Source organism: Vibrio sp. S11_S32 (genome assembly GCF_014694465.1).
GTDB lineage: Bacteria > Pseudomonadota > Gammaproteobacteria > Enterobacterales > Vibrionaceae > Vibrio > Vibrio algicola.
This window is the reverse complement of the sequence record NZ_JAAUWS010000026.1, coordinates 1-19,527: the sequence shown is the minus strand read 5'-3', so window position 1 is coordinate 19,527 and position 19,527 is coordinate 1. Positions and strand designations below refer to the sequence as shown.

The following is a 19,527-nucleotide window of genomic DNA, read 5'->3' as shown; positions in this document are numbered from 1 at the left end:
GAATAAAGTCAATTCAGAACCTTTTACCTTCTGGATTGTAAGTATATGAAATTAAAAGATAAACCAGAGGAATACCGTTATCATAAGTTCAGCTAATATCACAATGCAATTTGGTGCCAAGCCATTATTTGAAAACATTTCAGTAAAATTTGGTGACGGTAACCGTTACGGTTTAATTGGTGCCAATGGTTGTGGTAAGTCAACCTTTATGAAAATCCTTAGCGGCGAGCTTGAGCCAAGCGGTGGTAATGTGAGCGTTGATCCTAACGAACGCGTAGCAAAACTAAACCAGAACCAATTCGCTTACGAAGAATTTTCTGTGCTTGATACCGTGATTATGGGTCATAAAGAACTTTGGGAAGTAAAACAAGAGCGTGACCGTATTTATTCTTTAGCTGAGATGAGCGAAGAAGACGGGATGAAAGTCGCCGACCTTGAAGTTGAATTTGCAGAAATGGACGGTTACACCGCAGAATCTCGCGCCGGTGATTTACTGCTTTCTGTGGGTATTGAAACTGAGCAACATTGGGGTCCAATGAGCGAAATCGCTCCAGGTTGGAAACTGCGTGTACTACTTGCACAGGTGCTTTTTGCTGACCCACACATCATGCTACTTGATGAACCAACCAACAACTTGGATATGGATACTATTCGCTGGTTGGAAGACACGCTAAACCAACGTAACTGCACCATGATCATCATCTCGCATGACCGTCACTTCTTGAACTCAGTATGTACCCACATGGCTGATATCGACTACGGCGAGTTACGTGTCTACCCTGGTAACTACGATGATTACATGTTTGCTTCGACTCAAGCGCGTGAACGTCTACTCAATGATAATGCTAAGAAGAAGGCGCAGATTGCTGAACTGCAAACTTTCGTGTCTCGTTTCTCTGCTAACGCCTCTAAAGCAAAGCAAGCGACTTCTCGTGCTAAGCAAATTGATAAAATTCAATTAGACGAAGTTAAAGCATCAAGCCGTCAAAACCCATTCATCCGTTTTGAGCAATCAAAAGAGCTATTCCGTAACGCGTTAATCGTTGAAGAATTGACTCAAGGTTTTGAAGAAGATCTATACAGCAACTTTAATGCTATATTTGAAGTGGGTGAGCGTGTTGCGATCATCGGTGAAAATGGCGTGGGTAAAACTACCCTGCTTAACACTCTTGCCGGTAAATTAGCCCCGAGATCGGGTGAGTTTAAGTGGTCTGAAAACGCCAACATTGGGTATTACGCTCAAGATCACGAACATGATTTTTCCGAAAACATCAAAGTATTTGATTGGATGGCCCAGTGGCGTCAAGAAGGTGATGACGAGCAAGTTATCCGCAGCTTCTTAGGTCGTATGCTATTTGGTCAGGACGATATCAAAAAAGACGTAAAAGTCCTTTCAGGTGGTGAGCAAGGCCGTATGTTGCTTGGTAAGTTGATGATGCATAAACCAAACATGCTGTTGATGGATGAACCAACCAACCACATGGATATGGAATCGATCGAATCATTAAACTTGGCGCTTGAAAACTACAAAGGCACCTTGTTCTTTGTTTCACACGATCGTCAGTTTGTATCCTCTTTGGCTACTCGCGTGCTTGAAATTCGTGATGGTGCAATCCACGACTTCCGTGGTACTTATGAAGAATACCTAAAAGTTCGTGAAGTAAACAAAGCTTAGGCTTAAAAATAAAGGTCAATTTATGAAGATTAAAGCTTTGGTTATGCTTGGTTTCGTTCTTGCATCAAGCATGAGTTACGCTGGTGTGATTAAGCCAGATTGTAATGCAAGTAAAGCGGCTAAAAATACCGCGCTTGAATCATCTGTTGGTGTTAATGGTCGTTGTGATGTGGAAAAAACCACCAAACAGGCCAAGAAAGAAGTCACTAATAAAGTTGACGATACCAAAGATGCCGTATCGGACAAAGTCGATGACACCAAAGATAACGTGTCTGACAAAGTCGACGACACGAAAGACAATGTCTCTGGTAAAGTTGATGACGTGAAAGACGCACCCGCTAAAAGTATGGTAAAAGCGGTTAAGTAACAACCTCGGCATTCATAATCAACAACAAGGCCCTGAAGTTTCCACTTTAGGGCCTTTTTATTCTCACGCTTTCCTTATACAGGTTCTCTCATGAATTTTTCTGAACTTCAGCTAAATAGCGATATTATTAACGCACTACCTTCAACCATTGCCAATCCAACCCCCGTTCAACAACAAGCGATCCCTGCTATTTTACACGATGCCGATGTACTGGCTTTAGCCCACACTGGCAGTGGCAAAACCCTTGCATTTGGTTTGCCTGTTTTACAAATGATCGACAATAAAAACGCGCATCTTCAAGCCGTTATTATTGCCCCAACTCGCGAACTGGCACGACAAACTGCGCAAACATTAAAACCCATTGCTAAAGCGTTAAGCATTCAAACTGCCACACTATTTGGTGGCGTTGACCTCGTCACTCAAGCGCAGCAATTAGCCAAACTGCCACATGTTATTATTGTTACGCCTGGTCGCCTGCTTGCGCTTGCAAAAGAAGGCAAGATTGATTTATCTAACGTCAAACACTTGGTATTAGATGAAGCCGACCGTTTATTGGATATGGGGTTTTGGAGTGATATTCAAGCGCTATTAACCTTTATTCCTATCCAGCGCCAAACCTTATGTTTTTCAGCCACATTGACCGAGACCTTGGCGATTGAAGTACAGAAGGTTCTCACCTCACCAGTTGAAATTAAAACCAATAACAATAACAGTGTGGTCGATGGGATTAATGAGCAGTTATTCTTAGTCAATAAAGGCAGCAAAACCAAAGTGTTAATTTCATTGTTAAAACAGCAACCGACAAAACAAGTATTGATTTTTATTAATGCCAAAGACAATGCGGATACCCTAGTCAAAAAATTAATCAAAGCCGACATTAACGTAAAAGCCCTGCATGGTAATAAAGAACAAATAGAGCGAGAAGCCACTCTGCATCAATTTAAACAACACACCATCCAAGTATTAGTGGCGACCGATCTCCTAGCGCGTGGCATTGATATTGATGCGCTACCGGTTGTGATCAATTTCGACCTACCAGATAATGCCCCTGTTTATGTGCACCGAATTGGACGTACTGCGCGCGCAGGCAAACTAGGCTCGGCGATATCCTTGGTCTGCCACGCCGAAACTGAAGCATTAGACGCTATTCGGGCGCTAACCAAAAACCGCATGCCTCTACAAACCCTCAGCGACTTTCCGGTGACGGATAAACCAAGCACGGGCGTAGCCAAACGCCCAGCCAAAGATAAACAGGCCAATCGCCGTAGCGCCAAAAAACGCAGCATTAAAGATTTTCAGCCCAAAGCCGATCGCTCACCTGAAAAGCGCGTACCTGAAAAGAATGCAGCACGCAAACCAAGATCTAAATAACAAACATCCCTATTAAATGTTCATGCGTCATTCAAACGAATAACAAAAAGAGTGTTCAAAATTGAATTGTCCAATATTGGGCAATTCAATCCGCACCACCAACTTGCACCAGTCTGCTTTATTGCACTATTTTCGTGCACTGCAACTCATCATGGATCACCAATCAAAGTCATCTCTTCTTGATACGCCTTTACTATGCTAGTTTTATTTTAATACCTCTAAAAATACCATGCCTTTATAACTTGGCTTATTTTTTGCATAAAACATCCTTATCAATTAAAAATTGCTCCATTACAGAGCTGTAGCGCACTCATATTGTGCGACAGGGTATTTACAATCTAATTTTAATATTCAAAGGAAAGTTTCATGGATGATCCAATTACTCAGGTCACGGGCGCAGTACAAGCTCTTACTCAAAGCTCTGATACGCTTTTTCTCTTACTCGGTGCCATCATGGTGTTTTTGATGCACGCTGGCTTTGCATTTTTAGAAGTGGGCACCGTTCGTCATAAAAACCAAGTTAATGCGTTAGTCAAAATCTTAGCCGACTTTGGAGTTTCAACCATTGCTTACTTCTTCTTTGGTTATTGGGTCGCCTATGGTCATACCTTTTTTGTTGATGCTCAAACTCTATCGGCAGGCAACGGCTATGAATTAGTCAAGTTCTTCTTTTTGCTCACCTTCGCCGCCGCCATTCCGGCGATTGTTTCTGGCGGTATTGCTGAACGTGCTCGTTTTTATCCGATCCTGATTGCAACTTTCTTTATTGTCGGCCTTGTTTATCCCTTATTTGAAGGCATGATTTGGAATGGCAACTTTGGCTTACAACATTGGTTTGATATCACTTTTGGCGCCCCATTCCATGATTTTGCAGGATCTGTGGTGGTTCATGCCGTCGGCGGTTGGATTGCTCTCATCGCAGTCATTTTTCTTGGCATGCGACATGGACGCGTGCGCGCAGGTAAACACACTAACTTTGCCCCTTCTAATATCCCGTTCCTGGCATTAGGCGCTTGGATTTTATCGGTTGGTTGGTTTGGCTTTAACGTCATGTCGGCGCAGGCAATTAACGGTGTCAGTGGTTTAGTTGCCATGAATTCATTAATGGCAATGGCAGGTGGGATCATCACTGCGATGGTAGTCGGTAAAAATGACCCCGGCTTTATTCATAATGGGCCATTGGCCGGTTTAGTGGCTGTGTGTGCAGGTTCCGATGTGATGCATCCGATTGGTGCCCTACTCACTGGGATCATAGCCGCCGCTGTGTTTGTTTGGTTATTCACCTTTATGCAAAATCGCACCAAAATAGATGATGTATTAGGGGTGTGGCCATTGCATGGAGTATGCGGCGCTTGGGGTGGTATTGCAGCCGGTATTTTTGGTCAGCAAGCATTAGGTGGCATGGGCGGCGTGAGTTTACCTGTACAAATTCTCGGCACTCTTGCCGGTATTGCCATTGCGGTGCTGGGTTCATTTATTGTGTACGGCGCCATTCATAAAGTTACCGGATTACGCTTAACTCAAGAACAAGAGTACAACGGCGCCGATTTATCACTCCATAAGATCAGTTCGACCAATGAGGATTGATTGTATCTAAATCAAGGTAATTGAATGGACACACACGCTGCCATTTCAATTACCTTAGTACCAGTGTTTTTTCACCTTAACCTACAATTTATTATTCCCGCATTTCGCCCTCCCAATGCATGCACCACACCAATCAATTAACAAAAATACATTGCTTAAGCAACAATTTGACCATATTATTACAACTAGGTTTAAACATAACTCAATTTTCATCCTTATTATCGATACCAGATTATTCAGCATGGTATCGGCAACGAAAATTAACCTTAAATATATGGTGACATTATGAATACAAAACGGACTTTGCTTTCTACTTCAATTACCTCAATTCTCTCTCTTTCTTTGCTGTTATCTGCAAATGTAAATGCAGCGGCTGAAAATGCTGGTGAGTTTTATTTAGGTGCTAAAACTGGTTGGGCTAACTTTGACTTTGATCCTGCTGATGCTAGTAATGTCGATGATGATGCTTGGGCTGGCAGTGTGTACGGTGGTTATCAATTTAACACTTGGTTGTCTTTAGAAGGTGGTTATAACTATTTAGGTAAATCCCATTACGATGCAGAAAAGACCAAACTACAAAATTTTGAGTTAGGCGCGAAGGCGGATTGGAATATTACCGATTCTTGGAACCTATTTGGTAAACTTGGTGGTGCTTATAACAATGTTCAAGCCAGTAATTTTGCTGGTGATGACAATAACATTTCACTTATGTTAGGTGCCGGTATTGAGTATCAGATCAGTCATAATTGGCGTTTACGCGGTGAATATCAATGGTTTGATAATGCTGGTGATAATGTTTCAGATGGTGCAGGATATCGTGCGCAGCCAGATGTTAATTATGTTTCTGTCGGTATTGCTTATTACTTTGGCCAAGCAGCGGTGGCAGAGGCTACGCCAATGGCGGCACCTGTTGAAGATGAGCCTATGGTAGAAGAACCTGTACAAGAATCAGCTCCCGTGGTTGCAGAAGCGCCAAAAGAAGAATTAGCTGTTACCCTTTCTACTGGTGCGTTTACTCACGATTCAACCGAGCTTACTCCTGCAGCCAAAGAATCAATGCACCCTGTTGCTGATAAACTTAAAGCTGAACCAGAGTTAACCGTAGAAATTGTAGGTCACACTGACTCTAGTGGTAGTGAAGCCTATAACCAAAAATTATCACAACAACGAGCTCAATCGGCGGCTGACTATTTAGTGTCTCAAGATGTCGATGCCAACCGAATTGTGGTAAAAGGTGAAGGCGAAACGGGCCCAATTGCTGACAACGCGACAGCCGAAGGACGTGAGAAAAATCGCCGTGTTGAAGTTTTCTACGAAAGAAAATAATCTCTAGCAGCGAATAAAAATATCAACTGCATTTGGAGGAGTCCAGTGCAGTTTTTTATTTTAGATTAAGCTTAAGAATGCCTCAGCGGCACGCGATAAGTAGCGTTGAGATGACCAACTAATGCCTAACTCCCACTTTATCTCTTGTTTTAACTCAAAAAAATCATAATGCTTTGGATCTAACTTTGCGCAAATTGGCGCGGGTAAAAAAGTCACTCCAAGCCCATTTTCTACCATCGCGGCCAAAAAATCCCATTGAGTACTTCGCACGCCAATCTTCGGCTGAAAACCATACTTTTGACACATTTTTTCAATCACCGCGGTAAGTGCAAATTCTTCACTATAAAGGTAGAAGGTATGGTTTTTTAACTCGGTGATATCAATATTTTTTTTATTCTCAAAACCATTATTTTTAGCCATTACTGCAAGTACTGGATGCTCTACTATGGTCTTAGTTTGTAGTTTTTCATTTTCTAATGGCAACATGGTGACGCCAAGATCGATCTCACCTTTATGAATTGCACTTTCAATTTTTCGGCTACCAAACTCTATAATTGAAACATCAATATTAGGGTAATCCACGTTAAACTGATGCAATGTATTAGCATAGAGATGCCCAACCATTGGCGGGATACCAATCGAAAGCTGCCCATATTCCAATTGTTTAAGATCTTGGAGCTTGGTTTGCATATCGGTAAATTGCTGCAATATAGATTCACCATAACGATAAACCACTTCTCCGGCTTCGGTTAATTGAATGTCTCGGTTATTGCGTTGAATTAATGGTTCTCCAACCGATGCTTCTAACGACTTCAATGCTTTACTTATGGTGGGTTGGGTGACAAATAGTTGCTCAGATGCGCGAGTGAAATTCTTTGCTCGGATCAAAGTGACAAAATAATTCAGTTCTTTATTATTCATTTTCGCGTACCTCACGTTTCATTTCAGCAGCATAGCGAATCACTTAGCCCTAAAACCCACCACCATTCCAATATGGAATAGATTATAGTTATATTATTCATTTATTGAAAGTTGATATCTTCACCTATAATGAGTACATCAAATTAAAGCGGGCTTATTAATTATCATGTCTAGTTTCAGCGTAAAAAATACATCTCTTGTTTTCATCCAAGTTATCGGACTTTGCTTGCTGTGGTTACTTTCAGACCAAGTGGTTCGCTTGTTGCATATCCCTATGCCTTCGAATGTATTTGGCTTACTCGTTTTGCTGGCTTTGATGTTTACAGGCATCGTCAATGTGAAGTGGTTAAAAGCCGGTTCAATGTGGTTATTGGCCGAGATGCTATTGTTTTTTATTCCTGCTGTTATTGCGATCATTAACTATCAAGATTTATTTCTACATCAAGGCTTAAAAATCATGGCAGTAATAATATTAAGTACCTGCTTTGTACTAGGGATAACCTCTTTCGTGGTTGAGAAAGTCTACCGTTATGAAGTTAAAAAAATAGCATTAAAACAATTAATTGCAGATAAAATGCAAGGGAATAAATAATGACTTACTCTCCTTTTCTGCATCAAGTCCTGATCGTGACTTACTTAGTATTCACTGTTGCCTGTTATTATTTCAGTAAATGGTTACATCGCCGTTTCCCGATTTTCATTTTTATTCCTTTGGTATTTGTACCGATTGTGATCGTCGCTTTAGTCTTGGTATTAAACATTCCTTATCAAGACTATATGTTTGATTCTCATTGGTTAGTTTGGATGCTTGGTCCTGCTACTTTAGCCTTTGCAGTTCCTGTCTATGAATATCGTTCATTAATCATTAAGCATTGGCTGTCGTTGAGCTCTGGGGTTGTGATCGCGGTTGTCGCAGGCATTGGTAGTACTTTATTGCTCAGTAGATGGTTTCATTTGTCTGAGATGTTACAGCGTAGTTTGGCAATGCGATCCATTACCACTCCATTTGCGATGGCGGCAACCGAATCTATTGGTGGCAAATCTGATCTTACTGCCGTTTTTGTGGTGATAACCGGCGTGATTGGCATCATTGTTGGGGAGTTAGTTTTAGGGCTATTAACCATAAACTCGCACCATGGGAAAGGCGCAGGCCTTGGCGCTTGCGCTCATGGAGCAGGAACGGCCACCGCTTATAAAATTGATAATCAAGCTGGCGTGATTGCTAGTCTAATGATGATGCTTGCTGGTGTCGTGACCGTACTGTTAGCGCCAATGCTTGGTCATATATTGTGGGCTTAAAATGATTTGCCTACCCCTCCTTGAGTCAGTTTGATTGGATCGAGTAACGCTTCCAATTCCACTCGACTCAAGGAGGTTTCTTGTTCTGCTACATCCAAAATCGATCTTTGTTGTTGATAGGATTTTTTAGCAATTTTAGCCGCCTGTTCATAACCTATAATGGGATTTAATGCGGTGACTAAAATAGGATTTTTAGCTAACGCCTTATCCAGATTATCTTGCCTAACGCTGAAATCTTTTATTGTTTTATCCGCCAATAGCACCGAACAATTACTGAGTAATTCGACACTCTGCAATAAGTTATAAGCGATCAGCGGTAACATTACGTTTAATTGAAAATTTCCCGATTGCCCTGCCGCAGTAATGGTGGTGTCATTGCCTATCACTTGCGCTGCAGCCATCGCAACGGCCTCTGGGATCACCGGATTGACTTTACCCGGCATGATTGACGAACCAGGTTGCAATGCGGCGAGTTCAATCTCACCAATCCCTGCTAAGGGCCCAGAGTTCATCCAACGTAAATCATTGGCTATTTTCATTAATGCCACGGCATAACTTTTTAATTCCCCCGATAAGGCCACACTGCTGTCTTGGCAACTTAAATTATAAAATGGATTATCACTGGCATGCAGACTTATCCCTGTCATATCACTGAGTTGTTGTGCGATTTTTGCTGCAAACGTCTCTGGTGCATTTATGCCTGTACCGACTGCGGTGCCGCCTTGAGCTAAGCTTTGCAGTTCGGGTAATGAGTCTTCTATGCGTTGCTGCGCGCGTTGCACTTGTGTTTTCCATGCGCGTAATTCCTGCCCAAGAGTCACTGGCATCGCATCCATTAAATGAGTGCGCCCCGTTTTGACTATATCGTCATTTTGCAGCGCTTTTGTTTCTAGCACGCTGATCAAATGAGACATAGCGGGAAGCAATTGGGTGTGAATAGCGGTTAAACAACTTAATTGGATTGCGGTGGGGATCACATCATTACTGCTTTGACTCATATTGACATGATCGTTGGGGTGAACTTGCTCAATTTGACTGCCTTCGTGTGGGAATTGATTGGCTAACGTCCGATTAGATAAAGTTGCCACCACTTCATTAACATTCATATTAGTACTAGTGCCCGAGCCGGTTTGAAACACATCAATCGGAAATTGATCGTTATACTCGCCTTCAATAATTTGCGAGCAGGCAACTTCTATTGCTTGAGCGCGTTGATGATCCAATAATCCCAGTTCAAGATTCACCACCGAGGCGGCTTGCTTGATCATAGTGATTGATTGAATAAAGCGAATCGGCAGTGTTAGCCCACTGATAGGGAAATTATTTATTGCTCGTTGAGTTTGCGCTTGATAGAGGGCACTGGTGGGTACTTGAACTTCTCCCATGCTGTCGTGTTCAATTCGGTAATCCGACGTATCCTGATCATGATTAGAATTAATTTTATTTACAGAGCTTTCTTGGTTTGAATAATGATTAGTCGCCATCGTAATGATCCTATTGATACCCAAATAATTGAGTTAAAAAGAGTCGATGGTTTTAGTGTTGGAGGAAATTGCCCATTAAGCAAGTAATGAGCAGACTGTGCAAAAGATAAAGCGCGATTAACGTTGTTTTTCGAACTGTTGCACACCTTCGGGAATCGTAAACCAAGTTTGTTTCTCACGGGTCCAAACATGCATGTTTGGAATGATCATACTGGTATTGTCTAAGCCACCAGCGGCTTTAAATTTGATCATTTCAGGCGCTACCGGATTGATCTGATAAATACGATTGCCACAACCTGGACAAAATTTTCCGACATTCACACTGCCTGAATCGGCTACGCGAGAACTGTCATGTAATACGCCGTTGATTTCAATATTGCTTGCTTCGACAATGGTTGTAATACTAAACGCACTAGTGGATAACTTCTGGCATTCTTTGCAATGACACGCTATCACCATTTTTGGCGCGGCTTTTAAGCTAAAAGTGACCTGCCCACATTGGCACTGCCCTTTTACTGGATAAATATCAACAGATTCATTATTCATAATATTCCCTACAGTTAATCAATGCCGTTACTGTGAAATCGGTAGCGAGTGATCGGCGCCCCATTCACTCCATGAACCATCATACAGTGCCAAATTGGTATAGCCTGCACTATAAGCAGCCAGCAGAACAATACAAGCGGTTAAACCAGAACCACAGCTAAAGATTAATTTGTCAGCTTGATCAAAGTGGTATTCACGAAGCAAGGCTGTTAACTCTTGAGATGGCAAATACTGATGGCCAACTAATACTTTACCAAACGGCAAATTAATAGAAGATGGGATATGTCCTGAGCGCATGCCTTCGCGTGGTTCTTGCATGGTTCCATTAAACCGCCCTTCGCCACGTACATCAACAATCAAGGTTTTAAGCTTATCCATTACAGCCAAAACATCTTGTGCGCTATACACTTTCTCGGCTTGATATTTCGCGACGAAATTACCCTTGGCAAATAAATCGACACCGTGCGTATCGGTAATAGGATAACCCATTGCTTGCCAAGCATTGACGCCGCCGTTTAATACATAAACTTGTGCATGCCCCATACATTGAAACATCCACCATGCACGTGGCGCGGAATACAAGCCTCGCTCATCATAAATCACCACAATGCTGTCTTGATTAATACCCAAGGTTTGAGCTTGTTGGGTAAATTTTTCGGGGCTTGGCATAGTATTGGGTAGCGGATTATCTAAATCAACAAACACTTTTTCAATATCAAATGCTTGTGAGTTAGGTAGATATCGGCGCGCTCCTTGTAATGCTTCACCTGCTACCGCATCGATAGTCGTGGCATCAAGCACGATCACATTATCATCGGAGAAATGGTCAAAAAGCCATGTAGGAGTCACCATCGGGTGAGTTGAATTCATGATATCTATCCTTGTGTTATACCCTGTCCAATCAAAGCTGACATACCAGACTTAGGGTATCGAATGAGAGAAATTTATTGATCTAGGAATTGAGGATCTAGTTTGATTATAATACCTGCGGGCGATCAAAGAGGCAGTTGGATTACCATCATTTGAGCATCATCGCCATAACTGTCGGTCGCATTTGACTTAACCGAGTTAAAACCGTAGTTACCCCAAAAGCTTGCCATACCCTGTACCGCAACAAGAGAGATTTTATCTATATTCCATCGTTGTGCATGCTTGAGTAAGTTTTCAACCAATGCTTGAGCAATACCCGCACCACGCGCATCAGGGCTAATGGCTAAATCATGCAGATACAAAGTTGAAGCCTCTTCCAGTGATACCAATTCACCACGTTCAGAAATATCTTGATTAATACAGGGTGGAACCGAGCTTTCCCAAGGATGAGCCAAAACATAGCCAAGCACTTGCTCTTCATCATCCATACAGACAAAGCAGGTTTCAGGGGAAACATCGGACTTTATTTTAAGAATATCGATATTTTCGGCCAGATCATCACGATACGCCTGCTCTTGAATTTGCTCAATTTGAGGCCATACCTGATCGGGAATTTCAGAGATATGAGCATCGGTAAGCTTAATATCAAATGCTTGATTGGCTAATTGAGTGGTGCTTAGATTATCGCTCGATTGATTAATATTCATAGAAGTGGAGCCCCATTTATTTGTGGTCCATCACCTAGAGAGCACCAGTCTGGATGATTGAACACGCTCATAGGTGTCGAAATAACCATCAAATAGTAGCAAATCTCCGTCGTTATTAACAGCGAGAGAAAAACCTGAGCTCCTCCAAAATCATCGCATCAACAATAAGGTATCCAAAGGCATCAATCTAGTTAAGATAAAAATTCGGGTTTTGTATCCACAGTGTACCGATGCAATTTAGGGTAACCATCAACAAAAAAATAATTTGAAAACTCAATTTACGGGTTTTATGGCGAAACACTTTCTGTGCAATCAAGGCGCCAGGCCAACCACCAGCAAAGGCCAAAATATGTAAGGTTTTTTCGGGAGTGCGCCATAAATCTTTACGGGCCGCGCGTTTATCTTTCCAGTAAACGATGAAGGTCACAAGGCTCATAATAAAGCAATATAACAGCCCAGTTTGTAACGTGATCATGGGAATTTCTCTGTGATTAATCTTGCCGTTGAATGTACGCTAAATTGCTTTTTTTCTCAATCTGAATCGAGCCGAGACAAACCAGATTGGCTTGGTTTAGCACACACTTTGGCCTGGATCTCGTTCATGATCCTTTTATTATCTGAATATAAATAAACCATCAAATCACAATGAAGTTGACCATTCGACTGGTGTCGATAATAAAGATCGACCACCGCGCCACTGTGCTCAGCTTTTAATTTAGCCACTTGAGTTTTCAGTGCTTCAAATTCTGGGATCGCCATTAAAGCTTCACCTAAATTCTTTTGATACCAACTCGACATCTGATCCTCTTTTATTTAAGGGCTATTTGGCTCAATCCGTTATCGTAGCTGTCTGCTTATACTCAAGCTACTTATACTCAAGCTCTCTCAAATAAAGATAAACCGTATCGCGTGAAATTTCTAAAACCTCGGCGGCGGTTTGCTTGCTGTCTTGGTATTTGAAAATGCCCAATTCAGATAAACGCGTCACCACTTCACGATTACGCTTAGAAGGTGAAACGGTTGGGTTCGACCATATCTCTTGTTTTACTGTATCAATGGTACTGACGATGGTCTCATCAATATTCTGCGCAAAAGTTTCCGGAGATGCGCTATCGGTAAAGCTGACGGTCTGATCGGTTGGCAGTAAGGTTTGAATAAACGCATGCATTGGCACATCCATATCAGAATTGATGCACAACAGACCAATCGCTTCACCGGTTCGATTTCTCACAATCGTAGTAATTGACCGCAGCGTTTTACCTTCGCTGGTTTTACTAAAGTAAGAATCGGAAACATCGCGGCCTTCTTTGAGTTTCAAAAAAGCTAAATTGGTGATCGGCGCACCCGAACTGCGGCTGGTGATATGACCGTTGGCGATTTTCACTACTGACGGGGATTGAGAATCTAAACTGTGCAGCACCACTTCGGTGTGTTGTCCGTACATTTTCGCGATCCCATCCACCACGTTTTCCATCGCATGTAAAATATCATGATCTGCTTGGGTTAATTTTCTGAGTTCCACTGTGCATCCTTAACGTCTTTTCCGCACGTTTAATCTAAAAGTAAGCTATTGCGTTGATTCTGCCTTAGCTTGATTAGCAACAACAAAGAGAGTGATCACACTTTTCACTAATCTTTATTAAAATAACCAAAAAAATTGGAGTTTATATTTTCATTCCTGACGAACATTTAATCTAAAAATTCAAATTAATCTGAAAATTTTGCAATTGGTAATATTTGGTTACTAGATAGAGGTGATCTACTTCACAAACTATGCTCACTTTATGCTCGAGCTCTCAATTACCACTGAATAAATACGGTTTTTATTGTTTGCTTACATCCTTCTCAAATATATTTGAGAAATACACAATAACGAGATCAACATTATGACTACAAATACAGCAGTAGATTCTCAAACAAAAAGCAGCGTAAAGCAGCCTCGCCACATCAAAGCGGGCATGACTGAAACCGAATGGAAACAAGCCACCAAATTCGACAGTGTTGATATCGGTTGGATCGTAATGAGCATCGGAATGGCAATTGGTGCGGGGATTGTTTTTCTACCCGTCCAAGTAGGTATTATGGGGTTATGGGTATTCTTACTTTCCTCTATAATTGGCTATCCTGCAATGTACTTGTTCCAAAAATTGTTCATTAATACGCTAGCGGAATCCAAAGAATGTACTGATTACCCAGGCGTTATCACCGGTTACCTAGGTAAAAACTGGGGCATGGCATTAGGCGTGCTTTACTTCCTAATGTTGGTTATCTGGGTATTGGTTTACTCATTAGCCGTTACCAATGACAGTGCCTCTTACTTACATTCATTTGGTGTCACGCAAGGTCATTTAAATGAAAACGTATTTTATGGCTTAGGTCTAATTTGTGTTTTAGCTTTCATTGCCAGTAAAGGTGAAAAACTACTATTTAAATTATCTGGTGTAATGGCAACAACCGTGCTTGTCTTAGTTGCGGTGATGGGTGTATTACTGATGTCTGAATGGGATATGAATAACGTTCCAGCCATGGGTACTTTCTTACCGATGCTGAAAAATGCCATCATTACCCTACCATTTACATTAACTTCCATCCTGTTTATTCAATCATTAAGCCCGATGGTCATTTCATACCGCGCCCATGAGAAAAACATTGAAGTTGCACGTCATAAAGCCACTCGCGCTATGACGATTGCTTTCTTGATTCTCTTCTTTGTTGTCTTCTTCTTTGCAGTATCGTTCACTTTCGCGATTAGCCAAGAACAAGCCAATATTGCGATGGCACAAAATATCTCTGCGCTTGCGATTATTGCTAAGTACTACCCTGGTAGCTGGGTAACGGTTGCAGGTATCGTTATTAATATCTTTGCTGTTGTTACTTCATTCTTTGGTGTTTTCTTAGCCTTCCGTGAAGCTTGTAACGGTATTGCGCTTAACTTCTTAAAGCGTAAATACAAAGAAGAGAACATTAACAAAAACTTGATTGATAAGGGTGTGGTGCTATTCACTATCCTGATCGCTTGGGGTGCTATCGCGTTGAATGCACCAATCCTATCGTTCACTTCAATCTGTAGCCCTATCTTTGGCTTGGTTGGCTGCTTAATTCCAGCTTACCTAGTGCACAAAGTACCGTCATTACACCAATACAAAGGCACGGCAACTAACCTTATTATTGCCACTGGTGTATTGTTATGTATCTCTCCATTCCTTGCTTTCATCTAATTCAATCCATTAGATTCAGCAACTAAAAAAAGAGTGAGCCCGTTAATGGCTCACTCTTTTTTATTGGGTTAAATGATAGCAAGTGTAATCAACAATACTGCAGCTTTAAGTAATACAATGTATACCCAAATTAATTGAAGTTGCAGCTTTAAGTAAGCAGGGTATTTAATCGTGAACAACTTGCTCAACATGCCAGGAATTCATCCGCTTCATCGACATCACCGCCAACAATATAATCGCCCCACCGCCCATCACGGTGATCACCGCAAATGGCGCAGTAAGCGAGGTTTGTTGAATTAAACCGGCTAATAACGATGCCCCACTCATTTGAATAAAGCCTAACATTGCCGCTGCGGTTCCGGCTCGTTCGCCAAAGGCAGAAAGCGCCATACTGGTGGCAGGGCCTAGTAATAACGCGAAACCAATGCACAGCAAGCCCATTGGTAACATAAAGCCAATCGCGGCGGCCATTCCGGCTTGCGGTCCAATTTCTTGCACTAAAAATTGCAATACCGCCGAGACAACCAATAAAGCTAGCGCAAAAATAACCGTTGGACGGTTGCCCAGTTTTTTAATTAACCAAGGCGCGCCAAAACAGGCGGCGATATTAACGATCGCATTAACACCAAATAAACCACTAAAGGCCAGTTCCGATACGCCTAATTTACCAATTAGCCATACTGGTGCATACGAAACATAAGTTAAGATCGCCCCCATTCCTGTCATGCAACAAATCGCATAAAACAAGAAGTGACGCTCAGTGAGAACGGGTTTATAACGCGCCCAACGATACAGCGCACCATCGGTAATGGTATTCGCCGGGCGGGTTTCAGGAAACTTCCACAGCACTACCACCAACATGATCAAACCGTACAACATCATAAAAGCAAAAGTGGAACGCCAACCGAAATGCAGCGCTAATACGCCGCCGAGTGTTGGAGCTAATGCTGGGATCACGCAAATAGCGCCATTTAAATAGCTGTAAATTTTTGCGCCATCTTTAACTGAATAACAATCTCGCACCGCACTAAACACCACAATCGAGGTAGAACAGGCGGCTAAACCTTGTAATACACGCGCCAATTGCAATAGTTGAAACTCTTTTGATACCACCGCCAACAAACTGCTTAAAATGTATAAGCACACTCCAAATAGCGCGATCGGACGGCGACCAAAGCGATCTGCCAACGGGCCAATAATAATTTGCCCAACACCCATCGCAAATAAGAATAGAATTAAAGTGGATTGTACTTGGCTGTTCGACACGGCAAAGTCTTGCGCCATCGTCGGTAATGATGGCAAATAGATATCAATCGCCAACGGGCTTAGTAGCACCATCGACATTAAAATGGGTAATAAATTTCGTTTCATACGGCTCTCGAACGATAAATAAAAAGAAGTGTGATCTGGGTGGGTATTGTAACGGCTAGATGATATGAATAGAAATGATATAATCGCGCCAGTTAATTTCCATTAAGGAATATCAGGTGAATTTAGACAAACTATCCCGCATCGATCTCAATTTATTGGTGATCTTACAAGTCTTGATTGAAGAACAAAGCGTCACCCGCGCCGCGCATCGTTTAAACCTCAGCCAATCGACATTAAGCAAAAGTTTGAATCGCCTGCGGGAAACACTCGATGATCCTTTGTTTCAGCGTACCTCACATGGATTAAGACCAACATCGCACGCCCTCACGTTAGCCAAATTATTACCCAATACCTTGCAAGATTTATATCAACTGACTTTGCCACCTATTTTTGATCCCGCCACCAGCCAACGTAAATTTACTTTTTCGATGGTCGAAAGCGCTTATGAAACGCTCATTCCTTCGTTTATTGGCTCACTGTTGCAACAAGCGCCGAGCATTAAACTCGATTCCTATTTATGGACCGGACAATCTTTCCACGATCTACAACAAGGGCAAATTGACTTTGGTATTGCAGGGCGAGATCTCCACCCTCAATCAGGATTAGACAGCAATAAATTACCCGAAGGCTTAGTACAACATACTTTATATGAAGATAAACAAGTCTGTTTAGTGCGTAATGACCACCCTATTTTGCAGGAAATAGCACAACAAGATTGGACACTCACACGCTATTTAACCATGACACATGTGCAAGTTCGCTGTGAGGGAAAGGAATGGTGGGCACTCGATTATCATTTGGCTGATCAAGGTCATCATCGCAATATTAGCGCCACAGTACCCGATTTTTATAGCGCCGCCAGTGTCTGCGCCCATACTGATTTAATTTTCACTCTACCCTCAAGTTTTGCCAGTCACGCTTTAAACCTCTACCCACTCACCCAACTGGTTCTGCCTTTTGAATTTTTGCCAATGGCCTATGTCTTATTATGGCATGAGCGCAATAACCAAGATAAAGGCCACCAATGGATGCGTGAAACCATCTGTCAAAGTGTCGAACAAGCGATTAATTAATCAAATAAAATTGCTGATTTATAGACAAAAAAAGAGCCCATCGCACGGGTCGATATGGCTCTTTTACATAGATATTACTCACTATTTTACAATATTGATCATTACAAAAAGGCGTTTAAACCAAAAACTAGCCTAAATGATTGGGGTGAGCGAACGTAGCCAACGAAGCTGTAGCTTCAGCATACATCCTGTCAAATACGCAGGTGACCAGTCAAAGTAATTGGCGTTACAGCGAGGCGGCAAGAAAGCGAAACCCCATGAGTATGCTCTTGTAAACCAAAAAATCGCCTAAATGATTGGGGTGAACGAACGTAGCCAACGAAGCTGTAGCTTCAGCATACATCCTGTCAAATGCGCAGGTGACCAGTCAAAGTAATTGGCGTTACAGCAAGGCGGCAAGGGAACGAAGCCCTATGAGCTTTCTTTTATAAACGAAAGCCCACGTCTAGGTGATTAGGGTGAGTGAGCGCAGCCAACAACGCTGCGGCTTCAAATACGCAGGTTGATTTTATGGCACGCCATGGCCTTTCGAGGCACACCAAACTCGGAACCACTGCTCACGGCTTAAATCAATACTTAACGCATCAATCGCCGCTTGCACTCGCTCGATTTTACCTGAACCTATAATTGGCAATGGATTCGACGGCAAACGACGTACCCAAGCGTAAATCACTTGATCGATACTTTTTGCGCCCACTTCTTTGGCGATGGCTTCTAGCTCTTCACGCACGCGTACATGCTTTTCTTCTAAGCCATTAAAAATATCACCACCCGCTAAGCAAGACCATGCCATTGGTTTTACGCGTAATTGCTGTAATAAGTCGAGTGTTCCATCATCCACAACATCAAAATTAAGCGGATTGATTTCTACTTGATTGGTGACTAATGGCGCATCAAGGCGAGATTGCAGCAATTCAAATTGACGTGGGGTAAAGTTCGATACCCCGAAGTGCTTCACTTTGCCGGCTTGTTTAAGCTGATTAAAGGTATCTGCTACTTCATCGGCGTCCATTAATGCATCAGGACGATGGATCAACAAGACATCCAAATTTTCTACTTGCAGGCGTTTCAGTGAATTATTGACCGACTCTACAATGTGCGATTGGCTGGTGTTGTAATGGTTTATTTTCCAGTCTGGATTCTTATCACCACAAAGTTTGATATCACATTTGCTGACGATCTCAATTTGATCGCGCATGCTTTTATCTAATGCTAATCCTTCACCAAACAATTGTTCACACTGGTAATATCCGTAGATATCCGCATGATCAACGGTCGTGATCCCAAGTTCCACGTGTTGCTTTAAAAAGGTTAACCGTTGCTGCGGGGTCATATTCCAATCCCCCAAGCGCCAGTAACCTTGAACCAATTCAGAAAATTCAGGCCCTTGTGGCGCGATTTGTACTTTTTTTATTGTCGTCATATTCCTTTTCAGCTTACCGCTGACTCCTTTGAATATTGAAAATCGATTGCCTTCATCCTAGGCAGTTTTATCATTGGGTTCAACGTTACTTTGGGCTTATGCATCGAAATATAATATTGCATTTAAAAAAACGGGAAGTCTGATCCTCGCGACATTTTTCACCCTATTCTGGTCAAGCCCAATAGGACACCTGACTTTGTAATTTTTCATAGTCGATTGGCGTTAAATCACCAAGCGTAGTATGCAACCTTTCATGGTTGTAATACCGGATATATTCTTCAACATCTTC

Annotated in this window: 20 protein-coding genes; 9 read left to right on the top strand and 11 right to left on the bottom strand. The window is 42.1% G+C overall.

All coding sequences use genetic code 11. The features are described from left to right. Nucleotides 1–79 precede the first annotated feature (79 nt). From HC723_RS11905 to HC723_RS11885, 5 genes are all read left to right on the top strand, one after another. Nucleotides 80–1,675, top strand: coding sequence for an ABC-F family ATPase (locus HC723_RS11905; RefSeq protein WP_153448531.1), 1,596 nt, complete (start codon nucleotides 80–82; stop codon nucleotides 1,673–1,675). A 22-nt stretch (nucleotides 1,676–1,697) separates the two neighbouring features. Then, the gene (locus HC723_RS11900) at nucleotides 1,698–2,042 is read left to right on the top strand and encodes a hypothetical protein (RefSeq protein ID WP_190339248.1); all 345 of its coding nucleotides are present in this window, start codon (nucleotides 1,698–1,700) and stop codon (nucleotides 2,040–2,042) included. 90 nt (nucleotides 2,043–2,132) lie between these two features. Continuing rightward, entirely contained in the window at nucleotides 2,133–3,413 is a 1,281-nt protein-coding gene (locus HC723_RS11895) for a DEAD/DEAH box helicase (protein WP_190339247.1), read from the top strand. Between the two features lie 366 nt (nucleotides 3,414–3,779). Beyond that, a complete protein-coding gene (locus HC723_RS11890; protein WP_153448528.1) occupies nucleotides 3,780–5,000 on the top strand; it encodes an ammonium transporter in 1,221 nt (406 codons plus the stop codon). Nucleotides 5,001–5,285: 285 nt separating this feature from the next. Further along, a complete protein-coding gene (locus HC723_RS11885; protein ID WP_190339246.1) occupies nucleotides 5,286–6,326 on the top strand; it encodes an OmpA family protein in 1,041 nt (346 codons plus the stop codon). A 60-nt stretch (nucleotides 6,327–6,386) separates the two neighbouring features. On the opposite strand, the gene HC723_RS11880 is transcribed toward HC723_RS11885, so the two are convergent. Then, on the bottom strand, nucleotides 6,387–7,247 hold the full coding sequence (locus HC723_RS11880; RefSeq protein WP_190339245.1) for a LysR family transcriptional regulator: 861 nt from the start codon (nucleotides 7,245–7,247) through the stop codon (nucleotides 6,387–6,389). Nucleotides 7,248–7,413: 166 nt separating this feature from the next. Here HC723_RS11880 and HC723_RS11875 point away from each other — a divergent pair, with 166 nt between their 5' ends. Continuing rightward, nucleotides 7,414–7,839 carry a CidA/LrgA family protein gene (locus HC723_RS11875; protein WP_190339244.1) on the top strand — a complete coding sequence of 142 codons (426 nt, stop codon included), beginning with the start codon at nucleotides 7,414–7,416 and terminating at the stop codon, nucleotides 7,837–7,839. After that, nucleotides 7,839–8,546, top strand: coding sequence for an LrgB family protein (locus HC723_RS11870; RefSeq protein WP_153448524.1), 708 nt, complete (start codon nucleotides 7,839–7,841; stop codon nucleotides 8,544–8,546). The genes HC723_RS11875 and HC723_RS11870 overlap by 1 nt, the downstream gene beginning before the upstream one ends. On the opposite strand, the gene HC723_RS11865 is transcribed toward HC723_RS11870, so the two are convergent. The 7 genes from HC723_RS11865 to HC723_RS11835 form a co-directional block, all read right to left on the bottom strand. Next, nucleotides 8,543–10,030 (bottom strand): class II fumarate hydratase, encoded by a 1,488-nt coding sequence (locus HC723_RS11865; RefSeq protein ID WP_153448523.1) that lies wholly within the window; start codon nucleotides 10,028–10,030, stop codon nucleotides 8,543–8,545. The genes HC723_RS11870 and HC723_RS11865 overlap by 4 nt on opposite strands. 117 nt (nucleotides 10,031–10,147) lie before the next feature. Continuing rightward, nucleotides 10,148–10,576: a GFA family protein gene (locus HC723_RS11860; RefSeq protein WP_190339243.1), complete on the bottom strand. Its 429-nt coding sequence runs from the start codon at nucleotides 10,574–10,576 to the stop codon at nucleotides 10,148–10,150. A gap of 27 nt (nucleotides 10,577–10,603) precedes the next feature. Then, nucleotides 10,604–11,446, bottom strand: coding sequence for a sulfurtransferase (locus HC723_RS11855; protein WP_190339242.1), 843 nt, complete (start codon nucleotides 11,444–11,446; stop codon nucleotides 10,604–10,606). 125 nt (nucleotides 11,447–11,571) lie between these two features. Continuing rightward, complete coding sequence (locus HC723_RS11850; RefSeq protein ID WP_190339241.1) at nucleotides 11,572–12,153, bottom strand: GNAT family N-acetyltransferase; 582 nt, start codon at nucleotides 12,151–12,153, stop codon at nucleotides 11,572–11,574. A gap of 187 nt (nucleotides 12,154–12,340) precedes the next feature. After that, on the bottom strand, nucleotides 12,341–12,628 hold the full coding sequence (locus tag HC723_RS11845) for a DUF1294 domain-containing protein (RefSeq protein WP_190339240.1): 288 nt from the start codon (nucleotides 12,626–12,628) through the stop codon (nucleotides 12,341–12,343). A 56-nt stretch (nucleotides 12,629–12,684) separates the two neighbouring features. After that, the gene (locus tag HC723_RS11840; RefSeq protein WP_153448518.1) at nucleotides 12,685–12,951 is read right to left on the bottom strand and encodes a hypothetical protein; all 267 of its coding nucleotides are present in this window, start codon (nucleotides 12,949–12,951) and stop codon (nucleotides 12,685–12,687) included. 67 nt (nucleotides 12,952–13,018) lie between these two features. After that, a complete protein-coding gene (locus HC723_RS11835) occupies nucleotides 13,019–13,675 on the bottom strand; it encodes a PAS domain-containing protein (protein WP_190339239.1) in 657 nt (218 codons plus the stop codon). 436 nt (nucleotides 13,676–14,111) lie between these two features. Between HC723_RS11835 and HC723_RS11830 the strand changes: the two genes are divergently transcribed. Continuing rightward, on the top strand, nucleotides 14,112–15,371 hold the full coding sequence (locus HC723_RS11830; protein ID WP_178306540.1) for an amino acid permease: 1,260 nt from the start codon (nucleotides 14,112–14,114) through the stop codon (nucleotides 15,369–15,371). 165 nt (nucleotides 15,372–15,536) lie between these two features. Here the strand turns inward: HC723_RS11830 and HC723_RS11825 are convergent, their stop codons facing one another. Further along, nucleotides 15,537–16,742: a multidrug effflux MFS transporter gene (locus HC723_RS11825; RefSeq protein ID WP_190339238.1), complete on the bottom strand. Its 1,206-nt coding sequence runs from the start codon at nucleotides 16,740–16,742 to the stop codon at nucleotides 15,537–15,539. Nucleotides 16,743–16,858: 116 nt separating this feature from the next. Between HC723_RS11825 and HC723_RS11820 the strand changes: the two genes are divergently transcribed. Next, nucleotides 16,859–17,815, top strand: coding sequence for a LysR substrate-binding domain-containing protein (locus HC723_RS11820; RefSeq protein ID WP_190339237.1), 957 nt, complete (start codon nucleotides 16,859–16,861; stop codon nucleotides 17,813–17,815). A gap of 508 nt (nucleotides 17,816–18,323) precedes the next feature. On the opposite strand, the gene HC723_RS11815 is transcribed toward HC723_RS11820, so the two are convergent. Together HC723_RS11815 and HC723_RS11810 are read right to left on the bottom strand one after the other, a co-directional pair. Beyond that, the gene (locus tag HC723_RS11815; protein ID WP_190339236.1) at nucleotides 18,324–19,238 is read right to left on the bottom strand and encodes an aldo/keto reductase; all 915 of its coding nucleotides are present in this window, start codon (nucleotides 19,236–19,238) and stop codon (nucleotides 18,324–18,326) included. Nucleotides 19,239–19,410: 172 nt separating this feature from the next. After that, nucleotides 19,411–19,527 (bottom strand): IS3 family transposase (locus HC723_RS11810; RefSeq protein ID WP_190338159.1); only part of this gene is annotated, 117 nt, incomplete at its 5' end.

What these genes read in the sequence shown, in the direction of transcription:
- HC723_RS11900 (WP_190339248.1), top strand. Translation starts at nt 1,698, where the DNA reads ATGAAGATTAAAGCTTTGGTTATGCTTGGTTTCGTTCTTGCATCAAGC.
- HC723_RS11895 (WP_190339247.1), top strand. Translation starts at nt 2,133, where the DNA reads ATGAATTTTTCTGAACTTCAGCTAAATAGCGATATTATTAACGCACTA.
- HC723_RS11890 (WP_153448528.1), top strand. Translation starts at nt 3,780, where the DNA reads ATGGATGATCCAATTACTCAGGTCACGGGCGCAGTACAAGCTCTTACT.
- HC723_RS11885 (WP_190339246.1), top strand. Translation starts at nt 5,286, where the DNA reads ATGAATACAAAACGGACTTTGCTTTCTACTTCAATTACCTCAATTCTC.
- HC723_RS11880 (WP_190339245.1), bottom strand. Translation starts at nt 7,247, where the DNA reads ATGAATAATAAAGAACTGAATTATTTTGTCACTTTGATCCGAGCAAAG.
- HC723_RS11875 (WP_190339244.1), top strand. Translation starts at nt 7,414, where the DNA reads ATGTCTAGTTTCAGCGTAAAAAATACATCTCTTGTTTTCATCCAAGTT.
- HC723_RS11870 (WP_153448524.1), top strand. Translation starts at nt 7,839, where the DNA reads ATGACTTACTCTCCTTTTCTGCATCAAGTCCTGATCGTGACTTACTTA.
- HC723_RS11865 (WP_153448523.1), bottom strand. Translation starts at nt 10,030, where the DNA reads ATGGCGACTAATCATTATTCAAACCAAGAAAGCTCTGTAAATAAAATT.
- HC723_RS11860 (WP_190339243.1), bottom strand. Translation starts at nt 10,576, where the DNA reads ATGAATAATGAATCTGTTGATATTTATCCAGTAAAAGGGCAGTGCCAA.
- HC723_RS11855 (WP_190339242.1), bottom strand. Translation starts at nt 11,446, where the DNA reads ATGAATTCAACTCACCCGATGGTGACTCCTACATGGCTTTTTGACCAT.
- HC723_RS11850 (WP_190339241.1), bottom strand. Translation starts at nt 12,153, where the DNA reads ATGAATATTAATCAATCGAGCGATAATCTAAGCACCACTCAATTAGCC.
- HC723_RS11845 (WP_190339240.1), bottom strand. Translation starts at nt 12,628, where the DNA reads ATGATCACGTTACAAACTGGGCTGTTATATTGCTTTATTATGAGCCTT.
- HC723_RS11840 (WP_153448518.1), bottom strand. Translation starts at nt 12,951, where the DNA reads ATGTCGAGTTGGTATCAAAAGAATTTAGGTGAAGCTTTAATGGCGATC.
- HC723_RS11830 (WP_178306540.1), top strand. Translation starts at nt 14,112, where the DNA reads ATGACTGAAACCGAATGGAAACAAGCCACCAAATTCGACAGTGTTGAT.
- HC723_RS11825 (WP_190339238.1), bottom strand. Translation starts at nt 16,742, where the DNA reads ATGAAACGAAATTTATTACCCATTTTAATGTCGATGGTGCTACTAAGC.
- HC723_RS11815 (WP_190339236.1), bottom strand. Translation starts at nt 19,238, where the DNA reads ATGACGACAATAAAAAAAGTACAAATCGCGCCACAAGGGCCTGAATTT.